This window comes from Dyella sp. AD56 (assembly GCF_002878475.1).
GTDB lineage: Bacteria > Pseudomonadota > Gammaproteobacteria > Xanthomonadales > Rhodanobacteraceae > Dyella.
Window position 1 is genome coordinate 41,023 of record NZ_NRDP01000034.1, and the last position, 18,172, is coordinate 59,194.

The window sequence follows — 18,172 nt, forward strand, 5'->3', positions numbered from 1 at the left end:
CATCTGCTGTCACGCTGCGGCCACGCGGCGTAAGCATGCTAGATCGCACGGGGCGAGCATTAGCTCGCCCCGTGCTTTTTTGCGTTCGCCATCCGACCATCCGCTAGGGCATGTTGGCGAATCGATATGCGATAATTCGTGGCGAGGTGTCGCAGCCATCCCCCTACGCGACATCAACCCTACCTCGCCGGCCATCGCTTACCGCGATACGTCGACGATGACATTTCGTGAAGGAGGTTTTCCGTGTCCGATTCCAAGATCGTCAAGTTGGTGGATGAGTCGACCAGCCGCAGCAGCGAACTACCCCTGCTGAGCGGTACGCTCGGTCCCGCATGCATCGACATCGGAACGCTGTACAAGGACACGGGCCATTTCACCTATGACCCGGGTTACGGCAGCACTGCCAGCACCAAGAGCGCCATCACCTACATCGATGGCGACGAGGGCGTGCTGCTGTACCGTGGTTACCCGATCGAACAGCTGGCCGAGAAGTCCAACTTCCTCGAAACCTCGTACCTGCTCCTCAACGGCGAACTGCCGACCAAGGATCAGTTCGTCAAGTTCGAAGACCAGATCACGCATCACACGATGATGCACGAGTCCCTGAAGGACTTCTTCAAGGGCTTCCACCATGACGCGCACCCAATGGCCATGCTAGCCGCCTCGGTGGCTTCGCTGTCGGCCTTCTACCACGACGACATCAACGTCGATAACGCCGACGACCGCAAGCTGGCCGCGATCCGCCTGATCGCCAAGATGCCGACCATCGCCGCCGCTTGCTACCGCTACTCGATCGGCTGGCCGTTCCGCTATCCGCGCAACAACCTCGAGTACGTCGATCGCTTCCTGCACATGATGTTCGAAGTGCCGAGCGAGCCGCTGGAAATGAGCCCGGTCGCCGCCAAGGCGTTGGACCTGCTGTTCATCCTGCACGCCGACCACGAGCAAAACGCTTCGACCTCGACCGTTCGCCTGGTCGGCTCGACCGGCGCCAACCCGTACGCCTCCATCGCCGCGGGCATCACCGCGCTGTGGGGTCCGGCACACGGCGGTGCGAACGAAGCCGTGCTCAAGATGCTGGAAGAGATTGGCACGGCCGACAAGGTCGAGACCGCCGTCAAGCGCGCGAAGGACAAGAACGATAACTTCCGCCTGATGGGCTTCGGCCACCGCGTGTACAAGAACTTCGATCCGCGCGCCAAGATCATTCGCGAGATGTGCCACAAGGTGCTCAACGAGCTGGGCGTCAACGACCCGCTGCTCGACGTGGCCATGAAGCTGGAAGAGGCTGCGCTGAAGGACGATTACTTCGTCGAGCGCAAGCTGTACCCGAACGTCGATTTCTACTCGGGCATCATCTACAAGGCCCTGGGTATTCCGACCGAGATGTTCACGGTGATGTTTGCCATCGCGCGCACTTCCGGCTGGATCTCGCACTGGATCGAGCAGCACGAAACCCCAGGTTCGCGCATCGGTCGTCCGCGCCAGATCTACACCGGCGCCGACGTGCGCAACTACGTGGCCGCCGACAAGCGTTGATCGCCTCGGTCGTCGCGTAAGAAAAAAGCCCCGGGTTTCCGGGGCTTTTTTTATGGGTGATGCTTTCGTTGGGCGCGCGTTGCGCAAGTCGCGCTTCAGCGCAACGCGGACGACAGCATGCGTTCGAACTCGTCATCGTTGTCAGCGGTGGCAAGTAGCTCCTCGACAACGGCGAGTGACGCGCGGCGCATGGGCTTTTCGTCGATGCGGTCCAGGGGTGGCTGTTTCAATGCATCGCGCGGCAGCACGGTGATGTCGAAGGGAAGGCTATCCGCCGCGAACAGCAGTACGGGATATTCCTTCTGCTCGTCACGCGTGATGCGCAGACGACGTGTCTGCTGAGTGAGAGGGATGCCACGCTCCTGCAGGAACAGCACCACACTTTCCGGTGTGTCGCTGAACACGTGCAGGCATACGGCCGAATGCGTATCGGCGGTGCCTTCGAGTACCGCGCCGACCAGGCGGGGATCGAACCGTTCGAGGAAGCGCATGGCTTCCGCGGCTGCTTCGCGGCGTTCTTGCAGCAGCTGGGGTTGGGACTCGGCGTGGAAGATGCGCTGGTGTTCGCGCAATGCATCTTCGATTTCGTTGTTGCGCGGCAGTGCCTGCGCGTCGAGGATGCCGAGCCGTTCGGCAGCTTTGATCTTGGCGTGGTGGAAATCGCGGATGCCGTGTTCGCTCATCAGTCGCGCCGCCTCTTGGGCGACGCGCAGACGGTTGCGCTGAAGGCGATCCTGCGCGTGGATGCGATGGTGCTGACCTCGTGCCATGCCTCATTCCTCCGGCGATCTGACGCCCACGTGGGTGGGCGCGAGCGGCAGGGCGGTCTGGGGAACGAATCCGCGCTGCCGACGATTAGAAGATGTCGTAGGCGTGCTGCTGATCCTGATCCTCCTGTTCCTGGTTGGCTTGCTGCTTCATGCGGTCTACATCTTCGACTTTCATTATTTCCGACTTGCCATTGATCTGCACGGTCGAAATACCCGGGGGCATGGGCAGGGTAGTGGGCGGCTGGTCCTTCAGGACGGCGCCCATGTACGACATCCAGATCGGCAGGGCCGCCTTGGCGCCGAACTCACCCTTGCCGAGCGAGCTGAAGTCGTCATAGCCCACCCACACCGTCGCCACCACGTCGCCGTTGAAGCCTGCGAACCAGGCATCGCGGTGGTCATTGGTGGAGCCGGTCTTGCCGGCCAGGTCGGTGCGGCCCAGGGCCATCGCAGCCGAGCCTGTGCCGCGCTTGATCACGTCCTGCATCATCGAGGTGATCAGGTAGTCATTGCGCACGTCGATGACCGGCGGAGCAAGCACTGGCGGGTGCGTACCTTCGCCGTGGGCATCGGCCGGGAGCACTGCGTCGCCCACACCGGCCACGCTGCCTGACGTCGTCGGGGCACCCGCAACGCTGCCAGCAGTAGCCAGGGCATTGCCCGGGGCAGCGCTAGCATTGGCCGGCGGCAGGCCCGGAACCCGGGTGTCCAGCAGGCGCTCGGCGCAGGTGCGGCAGGCGCGTGCCGGGTTGGCCTGGTAGACCGGCTTGCCGTCGCGATCGTCGATCTCGCTGATGAAGTACGGCGTCACCAGATAGCCGCCGTTGGCGAACACGGCGTAGCCGCGGGCCATGCTCATCGGCGAGACCGAGGCGGTGCCCAGGGCCATCGACAGGTTGCTCGGCAGCGAATCCAGGCTGAAGCCGAAACGGGTCACGTACTCGCGGGCATAGCGCACGCCAATGGCGTCCAGCAGACGCACGGAGACCAGGTTCTTGGATTGCACCAGGGCTTCGCGCAGGGGGATCGGGCCGTCGAACTTGTCGTCGTCGTTGGACGGTGTCCATAGGCCGCCCGGCCGCGAGGGATCGGGCAGGGCCAGCGGTGCGTCGTTGACGATGGACGCCGGCGTGAAGCCACGTTCAAAGGCCGCCGAATAGATGAACGGCTTGAAGCTGGAGCCCGGCTGGCGGGCTGCCATGACGGCACGGTTGAACTTGCTGCGCAGGAAGTTGAAGCCGCCAACCAGTGACTGCAGGGAGCCGTCCTCCGGGTTGAGCGAGACCATCGCGGCCTGCGCGCCCGGGATCTGGGTGAGCTGCCATTGCCCCTTGTCGTCACGCGCGACGCGTACGATGTCGCCACGCTTGAGCACCGTCGACACACTCTTGGGTGTTGCGCCGACGCGCGTGTCATCGATGCGGGGGCGTGCCCAGCTCATGGCATCCAGGTTGAGTTTGATCTGCTCGCGGCTAACCAGATAGACGTTGGCCTCGGTGGCCGATACCTGAGTGACGATGCCGGGGTCCATGCCGGAGATGTCGGTATAACCAGCCAGGGCGCGCTCCAGCTCGTCCGTATCGGCGTCGGCGGCAAGTTCCTGGTGAGCCTCCGGCCCGCGCCAGCCGTGGCGGTGGTCGTAGTCGACCAGTCCGGCACGGACGGCGTCCACGGCCGCCTGCTGGCGCTTGCTGTCGATGGTGGTCTTGACGATATAGCCCTCGGTCAGGGCGTCGTTGCCGAGGCGGTCGAGCACCTGCAGGCGCACCATTTCCGCCAGGTAAGGGGCATCCACCTCGATCGGCGGCTCGTGCGGCGAGGCGTTGTTCGGCTCGGCGATGGCCTGGTCGTACTCGGCCTTGGAGATGTAGTGGTTCTCCAGCATCTGACCCAGCGTCCAGTTCCGGCGCGCGATCATGCGCTTGGGGCTGTTGAGCGGGTTCACCAGCGACGGCAGCTGGAAGGTGGAGGCGATGGTGGCGCATTCGGCCACCGACAGCTGGTCCAGCGTCTTGCCGTAGTAGTAGGAGGCAGCCGCAGCCACGCCGTAGGAGCGGTGGCCCAGGAACATCTTGTTGAGGTAGAGCTCCAGGATCTGGTCCTTGGTCAGCTCGCTTTCCATGCGCAGGGCGATGAAGATCTCCGTCAGCTTGCGCGAATAGAGCTTTTCCGGGCTCAGAAAGAAATTGCGGGCCACCTGCTGGGTGATGGTGGAGCCGCCTGGGCCCTTGTCGCCGCCCGAGACGATGACATGCCAGCCGGCACGGGCGATGCCGTGCCAGTCCACGCCGGGGTGCTGGTAGAAGCTGGCATCCTCGGCAGCTAGCACTGCGTGCTTGAGCCGCTCGGGGACCTCGCTGATGGCCACGGGGATGCGACGCGTCTCGCCGAAGCTGGCAATCAGCTTGCCATCAGCGGAGAGCACCCTTAGGGGGACCTGCATGTGGTAGTCCTTGAGGACGGCCACGGAGGGCAGGCGGGGGGAAATAAGCCAGTAGGCCACGCCGACCGCCGCGACACCCAGCAGCAAACCTGTAAAGGCCAGGACGAGGATCCAGCGCAGCAACCGCTTAAGAATTTGCATGATTTGGGTGTTTGCGAGACGTGAGTCAAAACAATACAGAGTATAGATGTAGCAGTATCCACGGCATGAACCGTGGTCGTCACAGCAAAAAACAGGCCACCGACCCATTCGTTAAAGCTGTGCATGCCGTCACGCGAATGAGTCGAGAAAAAGCTCGTAGGCCGTTGCCAATACGTTAATTTTTGGATTAAATGCCGTCGCGCACTGTGTCAGTCTCTGACCCGGGCGCCCAGGGGCAAGGGGGAAAACGTGGGGCTTTTTACACCCAAGAAGCCGCCGCTTGTTGGCGTCGACATCAGTTCGACGGCCGTCAAGCTGCTGCAGCTCAGTCAAGCCGGCGGTCGCTATCGCGTGGAACACTACGCGGTCGAGCCGCTGCCCCCCAATGCTGTGGTCGAGAAGAACATCGTCGAGGTTGAGGCGGTGGGCGAAGCCATCCGGCGTGCGCTTTCCCGCTCCGGCTCCAAGCTCAAGCATGCGTCGGCGGCGGTGGCGGGATCGGCGGTCATCACGCGCGTGATCCCGATGCCGAGCGAACTCTCCGAGGATGATCTCGAAGGCCAGATCCAGGTCGAGGCCAACCAGTACATCCCGTATCCGATCGAAGAAGTCAGCCTGGACTACGAAGTACTCGGTCCGGTGCGCGACAACCCGGAAATGAACAACATCCTGCTCGCTGCCTCGCGTACCGAGAACGTGGACATGCGTGTGGCCGCACTCGATCTGGGCGGCCTAGTCGCCAAGGTCATCGACGTCGAAGCCTTCGCGATGGAAAACGCCTTTGCGATGGTGGCCGACCAGTTGAATGTCGGGCGCGATGCGCTGGTCGCTGTGGTCGACATCGGCGCCACCATGACCACGCTGTCGGTGCTGCGCAATCAGCGCACCATCTACTCGCGCGAACAGGTGTTCGGCGGCAAGCAGCTCACCGACGAAATCATGCGCCGCTATGGTCTTTCCTACGAGGAAGCGGGTCGCGCCAAGCGTAAGGGTGGTTTGCCCGACTCCTACGAGAGTGAAGCGCTCGAGCCCTTCAAGGAATCGCTGGTGCAGCAGATCAGCCGCCTGCTTCAGTTCTTCTTCGCAGGCAGCGAGTACAGCAAGGTCGACCAGGTGGTACTGGCCGGTGGCTGCGCGTCCATCGAAGGCATTGGCCCCATGCTGGAACAACAGCTCGGCGTGCCGTGCGTGGTGGCCAATCCGCTCGCTCGCATGTCGCTGTCACCTCGCGTGCAGGCCCAGTCGCTGGCACAGGACGCCCCCGCCTTGATGATCGCGGTCGGCCTTGCGCTGAGGAGTTTTGACTGATGGCACACATCAACCTACTCCCTTGGCGCGTTGAGCGCCGCAAGCAGCGCCAGCGTGAGTTCTTCATGCAGCTGGGCGCCGCGTTCGTCGCGGCTGTGCTGGTCGTATTGGTGTGGTCACTCTGGATGGATGCGCGCATCAATACCCAGAACGATCGCGACACCTACCTCCAAGGTGAGATCAAGCAGCTCGACGAACGCATTGCCAAGATCAAGGATCTGGAAAAGGTTCGAGAGAGCCTGTTGGCCCGCAAGCAGATCATCGAGCAGTTGCAGGCCAATCGTTCGCAGATGGTCCATCTCTTCGATGAGCTGGTGAAAACCATTCCAGCGAGCGCGCGCCTCAACGGCCTCAAGCAGACGGGCGATTCGATGTCGCTCGACGGCGTGGCGCAGTCCAATGCCAGCGTCGCCGAATACATGCGCAACATCGAGACCTCGCCGTGGATGGGTCATGCCGATCTGCGCAAGACCGAGAACACGCATGGCGATAGCCGACTGCCCTATTCCTTCGGTCTGGACGTTGCGCTGAATCGTCCCAAGGCGGAGGAGGACAGTGACAGTGCCGACGAAGCCAAGATGCCGCCGCCGATACCCGCTCCCAAGACACCTGCAGAGCGTGAGCAGGCCGAAGCATTGCTGAAGCTCATACATGCCAAGTCGGCCGACCCCAACAGGTCGCCCGCCGAGCGCGCCAAGATCAATGCGATGGCAAAGCCTCTAGAGGACGCGCTGGCGACGCCGAATCCTAGTGCGTCAGCCAAACCGGAAACTAAGCCGGCGAGTGCAACGACTGCAGGAGGAGCCAAGTAATGAACTTCCTCCAGGAATTGCAGAACCTCGATCGCAACAATATCGGCGGTTGGCCGAAGTCGGTGAAGATGTTTTTCACCGGTCTGGTGCTCGTCATCATCGTCTTCTTTGGCTGGTATCTATTCATCGGCAACCAGCAGGACCAATTGCAGGCAGCGGTGGCCAAGGAAGACCAGCTGAAGAAAGAGTTCTCCGACAAGCAGGCCAAGTCGGTCAATCTCGAAGCGCTTCAGCAGCAGCTCGACGAAATGCAGGACATGCTGCGCCAGTTGTTGCGCCAGCTGCCGAGCAAGACGGAAATGCCTGAGCTGTTGGTCGACGTCTCGCAGACAGCCTTGTCGGCGGGCCTGGAAACCGAGCTGTTCCAGCCGGGCCCGGAGTCACCGAAGGACTTCTACGCGGAGAAGCCGATCCAACTGCGCATGGTGGGTACGTATCACCAGTTCGGCACCTTCATTAGTGGCGTGGCCTCGTTGCCTCGCGTGGTGATCCTGACCATGCATGACGTGTCGTTGACTCCGAAGGACAAGGCCGGTGGTGTGCTTGTGCTGCAGGGTACGGTCAAGACCTATCGCTATCTGGATGAAGACGAAGGCGCGTCGGCCAAGGCGGCCAATGCCAAGTCGTCGCACGGTGCGCCGGCGAAGACAGGGGGGCAGAAATGAGCAAGTTGACTGCCGTTACGCCTGCCTTCCTGGCAAAAGCGTCGCTGGTGTTGTGCGTGGGCCTGATGCTCGCCGGTTGCAGCGGGCAGGATGACCTGCACCAGTGGGTTGCGCAGGAAAAGCAGAGGAAGGGCGCGCCAATCCCGCCGCTGCCTGTGATCAAGACGTTCGAAACCTTCCAGTACGCCGACCAGGACAAGCGTGATCCGTTCAGTCCGAGCACGGCGGAGCTCCAGACCAACGCCAATACGGGTCCGCGGCCGGACGAAAACCGCTCCAAGGAGCCGCTGGAAATGTTCGCGTTGGACAGCCTGAAGATGGTGGGCACCGTAGGGGCCGGTGCCGGCATGGAAGTGCTCGTGAAGGATCCGGGGGGCGTGATCCATCGCGTGCATCGCAACGAATACATGGGCCAGAACTATGGTCGGGTCACCGCGATAGGCGATGACCATCTCGACCTGGTGGAACTGGTTTCCAACGGCAATGGTGGCTGGATGGAACGTTCCGCCAGCATCGCGCTCAGCGAGAAATAAGAAACAGGGGCTGATGCAATGAGCAACCAATCCAAAACTGTTCGGGGTCGCGTGATGCGCCAGGCTAGCCGTTATGTGGTGGTGAGCCTGCTGGCGCTGGGCGCTGCCTGGTCGAACGCGGCGGCAGCCGCCACCAGCACCCTCAAGGACATCAGCTACGACGCGCTGCCCGGTGGCCGCATCGAGTTGCGTCTGAACTTCGCCCAGGGGCCGGTGCCGGAACCGAAGATCTTCACGACCGGCAATCCGCCGCGCATCGCTGTGGATCTACCGGATACCGACAATGCGGCAGCCCGCCATCTGGATATCGGCAAGGGCGCGGCGATGGGTGTGTCGGCGGTGTCCGCTGGTGGGCGTACCCGCGTGGTGGTCGAGCTGGTCCGTGATTCGACCTACCGTTCACGCGTCGAAGGCAACAGCCTCGTGCTGACCGTCAACAACGGCACGGATGCGCAGACCACGACGACGGCCGCAACGATCGACCCGTCCAAGGCGTTGCCGTCGATGGCCAACGGCCCGGCCGTGTCCAACATCGATTTCCGCCGTGGTCCGAATGGCGAAGGCCGCATCCTGATCGATTTCAGCGGCGCTGGCGCCAATGCCGACATGAAGCAGCAGGGCGACAAGGTGGTGGTCGACATCGATCATGCCAACCTGCCGTCCAATCTGGCCCAGCGCCTGGACGTGCTCGACTTCGCTACGCCCGTGCAGCAGATCATCACCAAGGCGGGCCCGCGTGGCGGCGCGCATATGGAAATCAGCATCAAGGGTGCCGTTGATACCTCGGCGTACCAGAGCGGTAATCAATACGTGGTGGAAGTCGCGCCGAAGAAGAAGGATGCCAAGACCGATCCCGTACTCGCCAAGGGTCAGGATCCGGTCTACACGGGCAACCGCGTGACCTTCAACTTCCAGGACATCCCGGTGCGCTCGGCCCTGCAGTTGCTGGCTGATATCTCCGGTCTCAACTTGGTGGCTTCGGACACCGTAGGCGGCAGCGTGACGCTGCGACTGGTCAACGTGCCGTGGGATCAGGCGCTCGACGTGGTACTGCGTGCCAAAAGCCTGGACAAGCGTCGCAACGGCAACGTGATCTGGATTGCGCCGCAGGAAGAGCTGGCCAAGTACGAACAGAGCATCGCCGATGCCCGCATGAAGGCAGAAGACAACGCCGAACTGGTAACTGACTACGTGCCGATCAGCTATGGCAAGGCGAAGGACATCGCCAAGTTGCTGACCACCGGTACCACGCAGGGTACGGGCGGCGGTGGTGGTGGCTCCTCCAATGGTTCGCGTGGGTTCCTCTCTTCCCGCGGCAGCGTGTCGTTCGATGACCGCACCAACACCCTGCTGGTCAATGACAACCCGCAGAAGATCCGCGAGCTACGCGCTCTGATCGCGGTGCTGGACAAGCCGGTGCAGCAGGTGCTGATCGAATCGCGCATCGTGATTGCTACCGACAACTTCACTCGTGAGCTGGGCGCCAAGTTCGGCGCGCAGGCCAAGCGCGTCAATCCGAGCGGCCAGACCATCTCGACGGGTGGTACGGACGGGGGTAACGGCACGGCGAGCGGCACCAACGTGAATCTCCCGGTGGCCAGTCCGGCCGGCAGCTTTGCGCTGGGCGTCCTGGGCAAGAACTACGCGCTCGACCTGGAGCTCTCTGCTGCGCAGACCGAGGGTCGTGGCGAAGTGATCTCCAGCCCGCGTGTCATCACCGCCAACCAGCAGGAAGCGGTGATCCGCCAGGGTCAGGAAATCGGCTACGTGACCTATCAGAACAGTGCGACCGGTGCGGCCGGCAGCGGTACCGCCACCGTGCAGTTCAAGGACGCCGTGCTGGAACTGAAGGTGACGCCGACCATCACCTCCGACAACCGCGTGTACCTGATGATCAATGTGAAGAAGGATGCGCTGGCCGGTTACATCACCGTGCCGGGCAGCGGCCAGGTGCCGACCATCGACACGCGCGAGATCAACACCTCGGTGCTGGTCGACAACGGTCAAACGGTGGTGCTGGGTGGCATTTACGAGATCACCAAGCAGAACAACGCGACCAAGGTGCCGGGTCTGGGCGACATTCCGGGTATCGGTGTGCTGTTCCGCAACACCTCGCGTCAAAGCGATAAGGCGGAACTGCTGATCTTCGTGACCCCACGCATCCTGAGCGAAAGCCTGCAGTAACTGGCGCAACCTTGACGATGGAGAAAGGGGCGGCCTTGGCCGCCCCTTTTGTTTTCAGGGAGTTGCTGTGTGACGACAGGGGCCGGAAGTCATGGGTATTAAACTTCCGGCGCAAGTTAAGGTCTGTCGTACGTTCAACCCCCTGATGGAACTCCCCGATGGATATGCCCGAGGCCTCCCCCTCAACCCGCCTGCAGCAGGCGTTCCTGCACGTTCGAGACGAGCTCCGGCGTGGCGTCATCGGCCAGCCGCACCTGATCGACTGCCTGCTGGTGGCGTTGCTGGCGGATGGTCACCTGCTCGTCGAAGGCGCACCGGGACTGGCCAAAACCACGGTGGTGAAAGCGCTGGCGGGTTGCATCGAGGCGGATTTCCATCGTGTGCAGTTCACCCCTGACCTGCTACCGGCCGATCTCACCGGCACCGATGTATTTCGCCCCCAATCAGGCAATTTTGAATTCGAGAAGGGGCCGTTGTTCCACAACATCGTGCTGGCGGATGAGATCAATCGTGCGCCCGCCAAGGTGCAGTCCGCCCTGCTCGAAGCCATGGCCGAACGCCAGATCACGGTTGGCCGCAGCACCTGGCGCTTGCCCCAACTCTTCATGGTGATGGCGACGCAAAACCCGATCGAGCAGGAGGGCACGTTCGCGCTGCCTGAGGCTCAACTCGATCGTTTCGTCATGCACGTGACCATTGGTTACCCTGATGCTGCAGCGGAACTGGCGATTCTTCAGCTCGCCCGCGAGCAGGCGCGTACAAGCCTGCATCCTGCGCCCGCAGCGCGCCCGTCGTTGAGCCAGGCGGACGTATTCAGCGCGCGTGATGCCGTCCTCGACGTTCACATGGCGCCAGCGCTGGAGGAATACATCACGCAACTGGTCTTGGCCACGCGCAACCCGGGTGCCTACGGACCGGAGCTAAAGCGCTGGATCGCCTGGGGCGCAAGCCCGCGCGGCACCATCGGGCTGGATCGCTGCGCGCGTGCCCATGCCTGGTTGGCAGGTCGCGATTACGTGTTGCCAGAGGACGTCCATGCGATCGTCCACGAGGTGCTGCGCCATCGCGTGCTGCTCAGTTACGAAGCGGAGGCGGAGGGCGTGCGCAGTGATCAGGTGATTCGTCGCGTGCTGGATCTCGTGCCGTTGCCGTGAGCGCCATCGTCGATATGAACACGGATGCGGATGGCCGCACGCGCGTCCGCCTGGCCGAACTGGTGGCCTTGCGCGCTCGTGTCGCCAAGGCGGCCTTGCCGAGGTTGGAAAGTCGCGCCATGCGCTCGGGCCAGCAGACCAGCCGGCTCTTCGGTCGTGGCATGGATTACGCCGAGTCGCGGGTCTACCAGCCCGGCGACGATGTGCGTCGCCTCGATTGGCGGCTGACAGCACGCAGTGGTCGCTTGCACACGAAATTGTTTCAGGAGGAGCGCGAAGGCCGCCTGCTGATCTTGCTGGATGCACACGAAAGCATGCGCTTCGGTACACGCGTGCGCCTGAAATCCGTACAGGCGGCGCGCGCTGCGGCACTGGCCGCATGGTATGCGGTGCGCGCGGGAGAACGGGTAGGCCTGATGTCGTTCGGCAATGGACACCACCTGCTGCGGCCCTTGGCGGGTACGCGTGGTGCGCTGTCGGTATGCGGTGCGCTCGCCGATTGGGATGCGAACGACGCGCCCGTGCCCGGCGAGTTGCTGTCGGATGCCTTGTTACGCGCAGGACGGTTGATGCATGGAGCCAATCGCGTGCTGCTGATCAGCGATGGCCTGAGTACCGACGAGGCCGCGCGCGGGCGTTTGCTGGATCTCTCGCACAAGGCGGGCATACGGGTGTTGATCGTCGCGGATGCGTTGGAATTGGGCATGCCTCCGGCCGGCCGGTATCCCATGGAGCACGATGGCGTGCGTCGCGACGTGGCTTTGTTCGGCGAGCGCCAGCGCCGTGAGTTCCAGCAGGCGTTGGGCGCGGGTCAGGCCCGGCTCAAGGGCATGGCGCAATCGCTCGGGCTTCCCTGTGCCGTGCTGGATACGGCAGCCGATCCGTTGGATGCCGTGATGTCGCTGCTGGCTCCCGGGGTTCGTCGATGAGCGCATCCACGCCAGCGGCACAGAACGGCCCTTTGCTACGGGACATCCATTTGCCGCCTCAGCCATCGTGGTGGCCGCCGGCACCGGGATGGTGGGTGCTCGCCGCGCTGGTGATCGTGGCTGTCGCTGTAGGCATCTGGTGGTGGCGGCAACAGCGACAGCGTCGCGCCCTGGAGAGCCAGGTGCTGGCGGAGGTCGATCGCGTGCTCGCCTTGTGGCGCGAGCAACCGCAGGCGTTGGCGTCGGCGTTGCATCAGTTGTTGCGTCGTGGTGCGTTGCGCATCGATCCACTCGCCGCACAACACCGCGGTGACGAATGGCGTCAGACCTTGGCGCGTGTTCCCGTCGATGCGTCAACGCTCGAACAACTACAGGCTCTCGAGGCTGCGATGTACCGGCCTTCGGCATCACTGGATGTCGAGCACGCGGCGAGTGCAACGCGTCGCTGGTTGCAGCTGGCCTGGCGCCAGGGTGCATCGTCGCGCGCGCGTGCCTTGGAGACGGTTGTCGAGGTGCGGTCATGACCGAACTCGCATGGCCGTGGGTATTCGTGCTGGCGCCGTTGCCGTGGCTTCTACGCTGGTGGTTGCGGCCTGCCGCGCCGGAACAGGCGTTGCATCTTCCGCATCCGGGTCTGCATTTCGACGCACCTGAGCGTCAGGGCAGCGGCGGTTGGCGGACATGGTTGCTCGTGCTCGCCTGGCTGGCGTTGCTGGTTGCCGCGGCGCGGCCCCAATGGGTGGGGCCTCCGCAGGCGCAGCAGCGCAGCGGGCGCGCGCTGATGCTCGCAGTCGATCTTTCTGGAAGCATGCGTACCGACGACATGCAGTTGGGCGGACAACCAGTTAGTCGCTTCGGTGCTGTCGAGGCGATTGCCGGCGACTTCATCGCGCGCCGCAGTGGCGACGAAATGGGGTTGATCCTGTTCGGCAGCCGCGCCTTTTTGGTCACGCCGTTGACCTATGACCTTCACGCGGTGCAGGCGCAGTTGCAAGGTGCGGCCGTTGGCCTGGCCGGCACGGAGACGGCGATCGGCGATGCCATCGGCGTGGCCGTCAAGCGCCTTGCGGGCCAGCCGGAACAGGCGCGCGTGGTCGTGCTGCTGACCGATGGCGTGAACAATGCGGGCAACATCGCGCCCCTCGATGCGGCACACGCGGCCAAGGCGGCTGGCGTACGCATTTACACCATCGGCATTGGCGCCACTGAGATGAGCATTCCCGACCTGTTTGGCACGCATACGGTCAATCCGTCGGCGGACCTGGACGAGGGCATGCTGCGTTCGATTGCCACGCAGACCGGTGGTCACTATTTCCGCGCCACGGATTCGAAACAGCTGGCCGAGGCCTATCGCGCCATCGACGCGCTGGAGCCGATGCCGCAGCAAGGCCCTTCGTTGCGTCCACGCCATGAGCTGTTCCGTTGGCCGCTCGCCTTTGCGGTGGCGGCGTGGCTGCTGGCGTTCGTGCCGCGGACGCGTCGACGGGAGGCATTCGCATGAGCGAGGCCTTGCAGCAGTTCCATTTTCTTCGTCCGTGGTGGTTGCTTGCCTTGTGCGCGCTGCCGCTGCTGGTGGCCTTTGCCGCGCGCCACCAGGGTGCCCGTGAGCAACTCTCGCGCCTGGTCGACCCGGAGTTGTTGCCGTTCCTGTTGAAAGGGAAGGTGGCGAGCCGGCGCGCTTCGCCATGGTTGCTCGCCAGCGCGTGGCTACTCGCCACGCTGGCCATGGCGGGACCCACCTGGAGTCGCGTGGCGCAACCGCTCTATGCGAAACGCGCGGCGCAGGTAGTGGCGGTGTCGATGTCGCAGCGCATGCTGGCGCGTGACGTGACACCAAGCCGGCTGGATCGCGCGCGTTACAAGGTGCGCGATCTTCTCGCCGCCAATCACGACGGGTTGAATGCGCTTATCGCTTATGCGGGCGAAGCCTTTGTGGTGGCTCCGCTGACGTCCGACGTCTCTGCACTCAATGATCTGCTTGATGCACTCGCGCCCGACACCATGCCGGTCGACGGCGACAACGCCGCGCAAGCCATCGAGCGCGGCGTCGCGTTGATTCGCGATGCCAAGGTGGGTGGCGGCTCGCTGGTGCTGGTGACCGACGATGCCGATGCCGCGGCACAGGCCGCAGCGGGCAAGGCGGCGGCCGATGGCGTGCGCGTATCGGTACTGGGCATGGGCACCTCGCAGGGCGGCCCGGTGCCACTGGCGGACAACGGTTTTCAGCGCGACTCACAGGGGGGCGTGCTCCTTGCCCGCCGCAACGACGACGCCTTGCGCGCCTTGGCGGCAAGTGGCGGTGGCGAATACGTCCCGATGACGGATGACGATCGCGATATACGTGCCCTCGCGGCAGAGCTGTCGGCCAGCGGCCCGGCGACGGTCGCTACCGACATGCAGGGCGACGAGTGGCAGGATCGTGGACCGTGGTTGCTGCTGTTGTTGCTGCCTCTTGCCGCGGCCTCGTTCCGCCGTGGTTGGCTGATGATCTTGGCATTGGCGTTTCTACCCGTCCTGCCAGGCAATGCGCGAGCGAGTGCGTGGAGCGACCTGTGGCGTCGCCCTGACCAGCAGGCCGCCGCTGCCTTGCAGCAAGGCGATGCCGGGCATGCGCAGCAAGTGGCACGTGATCCTGCATGGCGTGGGGCCGCAGCCTATCGCGCGGGTGACTATGCGGCGGCGAGCAAGGATCTACGGTCTCTTCCCAGTGCGGATGCGCAGTACAACCTCGGCAACGCGCTGGCGAAACAGGGCGACTATCAGGGAGCACTGGACGCCTACGATCGCGCGCTCAAGGCCGACCCCAACAACGCCGACGCGCGCACCAATCGCAAGGCAGTGGACGACTGGATGAAGCGCCAGCCGAACCCGCCCAAGAACGACAACGGCGCGAAGGACAACAAGGGCAAGGCAGGGTCCGGCCCGACGACCACGCCGCCCGACAACGCGCAGGGCCAATCAGGCCAGCAGCACGAACAAGGCAAGCAGGACCAGGATCAGAGCCAGGGTAAGCCGTCGCAGGACGCGCACGGCGACTCGCAGGGTAACGGTAGCCAGCAGAACCAGCAGGCCGGCCAGCAGCCCATGGATCATTCCCCCGACCAAGGCTCCGCCAATCCGTCGCAAACGCCCGAGCAGCAGGCCCAGGAGCGCGCGCGTCAGGAACAGGCCCAGCAGGCTCTGCAGAAGCAGATGGATGCGGCGTTGGGCAAGGAGCAGGGTAAGGACCATCCGCAGCAGGGCACGCATGAACTAGGTGCCGTCGAAAAGGACGATGCCCAGGCCCGGCTGCCGGCCGACGTACGGCAGGCGCTGCAACGCGTTCCCGATGATCCGGGCGCGCTCCTGCGGCGCAAGTTCGAACTTGAATACCGGCAGCGTCATGGTGGCGCCGGACCGACAGAAGGTGATTCGCCGTGAAGCTGCGTGTGCTGATGTTCCTGTTGTGTGGCTTCGCGCTGTTCTGGCCGGTGGCATCGCTGGCGGCCGATGTGCAGGCGACGCTGGACCGCCAGCATGTGACGCTGGGCGAGACTGTCACGCTCAACTTGCGCGCCAACGGCGGCGGTATGGTTTCCGTACCTGACCTGCGTGCCTTGTCGCAGGACTTCGCCGTACTCGGTTCGTCCAGCAACACCAGCATCAGCATCATCAACGGCCAGCGCACCTCGCAGGTGACGGTGGGCGTAGCGTTGCGACCGCTGCACGCCGGCACGCTGCGCATACCTTCGTTGTCGTTCGCAGGAGGTGCCACCACGCCGATCGATCTGGAGGTGGTGCAGACCACTGCCGATGCCGGCACGGGGGCCGCAGCGACAGGGCAGAAAGACGTCTTCGTCGAAGCCACCATCGATCCTGCGAGCGCTTACGTCGGCCAGCAGATGGTTTACACCGTGAGGCTGTTCTTCGCGACCGATCTGACCAGCGGCGCGCTGGAAGATCCGCAAGTGACAGGCGTCGACTTGCCTCGCCTCGGCGGTGAGATCAACTATCAGGCGGAGCGGGGCGGCCGACGCTACAACGTCATCGAGCGCCGCTATGCAGCCATTCCGCAGCGCGAGGGCCACATTCAGATTCCATCGGTGGCGTTCCAGGGCGAGTCGGTCAACATGGCCAACCCGGATGCTTTCTTCGGCAACGGCACGCCGGTTACTGCGGCGTCGCCAGCGGTCGATATCGACGTGCGCGCCGCTCCCGCGCAGGCCTCGCAGGGTGCATGGCTACCAGCGCGTGCACTCAGCCTCAGCCTGGATGGCGGCCCAGCGCATGGTGACCTGCACGTCGGCGAGCCGCTCAATGTGGTGATGAGCGTGCAGGCCACGGGCCTGCCCTACGAGGCGCTCCCCTCGCTCAGCCTGCCTTCGCTCGACGGCGCCACGGTGTATCCCGACAAGCCGGTGAACGGCACGCGAGTGGAGGGGCAGTGGCTGGTGGGTCAGCGACAGCAGGGCTTCGCCGTGGTGCCCAACCGGGCCGGCACGCTCACCATTCCCGAAACTACGCTCACTTGGTGGAACGTGGCGGAGAACCACGCCGAAACGGCGCGCGTCCCCGCCCGTACCTTCAACGTGCTGCCCGGCGCGGGCACGCCGCCCTCAGCGCCGCCGCCGGTTGCTGCGGCCAATGCCGTGCCAGCCGTGGCTGCAGCCAGCCAGACGCCGGCTGGGACGGGCGAGAGCGGCATATGGCGCACCGTGGCCGTGGTCAGCCTAGGTTTGTGGGTGTTGAGCCTGCTGGCGTGGTTTCTGTGGCGCAGGCGCCAGCCAGCGTCGGCTCGCATCGCTGGCGCACACACAGAGGGCGTGACGGGATCGGCATCCCGTCTTCGCACAGCCTTCCTGGCCGAGGCCCGTGACAACGATGCTGGCCGGATGGCCATCGCCCTGCTGGCCTGGGCCCGGGCAGAGCGGCCGTCGCTGCAGAACCTGGGTGAACTGGCGCAGGCGCTGTCGGCGGGTCTCCAGCCGGAGGCGATCGACGCGCTGCAGCGCAAACGGTATGCCGGCGCGGAGGAAGCCAATCTGGGTCAACGGCTCGCCGCGGCTTTCAATGATGGCTTTGCATGGCAGCCAGCCACGGAAACCAAGGATGCATCGCCCTTGCCACCGCTCTATCCGTTCAAGCTTCGTCGTTGAGCGCGTTCCGCCATATGTCGGCCATCGCGTCGCTGAAGCAGCAGATCAGCACGCGTTCCGGGCCACCTTTCGGCGTATCGAGCAGGCTGCACACCGCCACGCGTGACGCCTGTTCGGGCGGGTAGCCGTAAACCCCGCAACTGATCGCGGGGAAGGCGATGGAAGCAAGGTCATACTCCATGGCCAGGGTCATGCTTTGTCGATAGCAGCGGGCCAGCAGGTCCGGTTCGCGGCTCCCGCCGCCGTTCCACACCGGGCCCACGGTGTGGATGACGTACTGTGCTGGTAGGTCAAACCCCAGCGTGATGCGGGCCTCACCGGTTGGGCAGCGCACGCCGGGGCTGACCTCCGGGATGGCTCGGCAGGCTTGCAGCAGGCGGGGCCCTGCGGCACGGTGGATAGCGCCGTCCACGCCACCGCCGCCCAGCAGGGTGGGGTTGGCGGCGTTCACGATCGCATCTACATCCAGGCTGGTGATATCGCCAGTAATGATTTGTATGTCCATAGGCATTGGATTCGTAAAATGTTGCGACGTATGCTTGACCTTCCATCCGGCCCG

General features: G+C 64.0%; 15 protein-coding genes. 12 read left to right on the plus strand and 3 right to left on the minus strand.

Going from position 1 to position 18,172, the window contains the following annotated elements:
• Positions 1-243 precede the first annotated feature (243 nt).
• Positions 244-1,539 (plus strand): citrate synthase, encoded by a 1,296-nt coding sequence (locus DyAD56_RS21255; protein ID WP_102304835.1) that lies wholly within the window; start codon positions 244-246, stop codon positions 1,537-1,539.
• A 95-nt stretch (positions 1,540-1,634) separates the two neighbouring features.
• On the opposite strand, the gene DyAD56_RS21260 is transcribed toward DyAD56_RS21255, so the two are convergent.
• The gene (locus DyAD56_RS21260; protein ID WP_102304836.1) at positions 1,635-2,309 is read right to left on the minus strand and encodes a hypothetical protein; all 675 of its coding nucleotides are present in this window, start codon (positions 2,307-2,309) and stop codon (positions 1,635-1,637) included.
• Between the two features lie 85 nt (positions 2,310-2,394).
• On the minus strand, positions 2,395-4,893 hold the full coding sequence (locus DyAD56_RS21265; RefSeq protein ID WP_102304837.1) for a penicillin-binding protein 1A: 2,499 nt from the start codon (positions 4,891-4,893) through the stop codon (positions 2,395-2,397).
• A gap of 249 nt (positions 4,894-5,142) precedes the next feature.
• Here DyAD56_RS21265 and DyAD56_RS21270 point away from each other — a divergent pair, with 249 nt between their 5' ends.
• The 11 genes from DyAD56_RS21270 (at position 5,143) to DyAD56_RS21320 (ending at position 17,613) form a co-directional block, all read left to right on the plus strand.
• Positions 5,143-6,201 carry a pilus assembly protein PilM gene (locus DyAD56_RS21270; protein WP_102304838.1) on the plus strand — a complete coding sequence of 353 codons (1,059 nt, stop codon included), beginning with the start codon at positions 5,143-5,145 and terminating at the stop codon, positions 6,199-6,201.
• Positions 6,201-7,013, plus strand: a complete 813-nt coding sequence (locus tag DyAD56_RS21275; protein ID WP_102304839.1) for a PilN domain-containing protein — start codon at positions 6,201-6,203, stop codon at positions 7,011-7,013. Before DyAD56_RS21270 ends, DyAD56_RS21275 begins: the two co-directional genes overlap by 1 nt.
• Complete coding sequence (pilO, locus tag DyAD56_RS21280; protein ID WP_102304840.1) at positions 7,013-7,678, plus strand: type 4a pilus biogenesis protein PilO; 666 nt, start codon at positions 7,013-7,015, stop codon at positions 7,676-7,678. The genes DyAD56_RS21275 and pilO overlap by 1 nt, the downstream gene beginning before the upstream one ends.
• Entirely contained in the window at positions 7,675-8,211 is a 537-nt protein-coding gene (locus tag DyAD56_RS21285; RefSeq protein ID WP_102304841.1) for a pilus assembly protein PilP, read from the plus strand. Before pilO ends, DyAD56_RS21285 begins: the two co-directional genes overlap by 4 nt.
• Before the next feature lie 54 nt (positions 8,212-8,265).
• Positions 8,266-10,395: a type IV pilus secretin PilQ gene (locus DyAD56_RS21290; protein ID WP_102304842.1), complete on the plus strand. Its 2,130-nt coding sequence runs from the start codon at positions 8,266-8,268 to the stop codon at positions 10,393-10,395.
• A gap of 158 nt (positions 10,396-10,553) precedes the next feature.
• Positions 10,554-11,549, plus strand: a complete 996-nt coding sequence (locus DyAD56_RS21295) for a MoxR family ATPase (protein ID WP_102304843.1) — start codon at positions 10,554-10,556, stop codon at positions 11,547-11,549.
• Positions 11,546-12,478, plus strand: a complete 933-nt coding sequence (locus DyAD56_RS21300; protein WP_102304844.1) for a DUF58 domain-containing protein — start codon at positions 11,546-11,548, stop codon at positions 12,476-12,478. Before DyAD56_RS21295 ends, DyAD56_RS21300 begins: the two co-directional genes overlap by 4 nt.
• Complete coding sequence (locus tag DyAD56_RS21305) at positions 12,475-13,002, plus strand: DUF4381 domain-containing protein (protein WP_102304845.1); 528 nt, start codon at positions 12,475-12,477, stop codon at positions 13,000-13,002. Before DyAD56_RS21300 ends, DyAD56_RS21305 begins: the two co-directional genes overlap by 4 nt.
• Positions 12,999-13,979, plus strand: a complete 981-nt coding sequence (locus DyAD56_RS21310; RefSeq protein ID WP_102304846.1) for a VWA domain-containing protein — start codon at positions 12,999-13,001, stop codon at positions 13,977-13,979. The genes DyAD56_RS21305 and DyAD56_RS21310 overlap by 4 nt, the downstream gene beginning before the upstream one ends.
• Positions 13,976-15,898, plus strand: a complete 1,923-nt coding sequence (locus tag DyAD56_RS21315) for a tetratricopeptide repeat protein (protein ID WP_102304847.1) — start codon at positions 13,976-13,978, stop codon at positions 15,896-15,898. The genes DyAD56_RS21310 and DyAD56_RS21315 overlap by 4 nt, the downstream gene beginning before the upstream one ends.
• A complete protein-coding gene (locus tag DyAD56_RS21320; RefSeq protein ID WP_102304848.1) occupies positions 15,895-17,613 on the plus strand; it encodes a BatD family protein in 1,719 nt (572 codons plus the stop codon). The genes DyAD56_RS21315 and DyAD56_RS21320 overlap by 4 nt, the downstream gene beginning before the upstream one ends.
• Here DyAD56_RS21320 and DyAD56_RS21325 read toward each other — a convergent pair.
• Entirely contained in the window at positions 17,597-18,118 is a 522-nt protein-coding gene (locus tag DyAD56_RS21325) for an O-acetyl-ADP-ribose deacetylase (RefSeq protein WP_102304868.1), read from the minus strand. The genes DyAD56_RS21320 and DyAD56_RS21325 overlap by 17 nt on opposite strands.
• Positions 18,119-18,172: the final 54 nt, after the last annotated feature.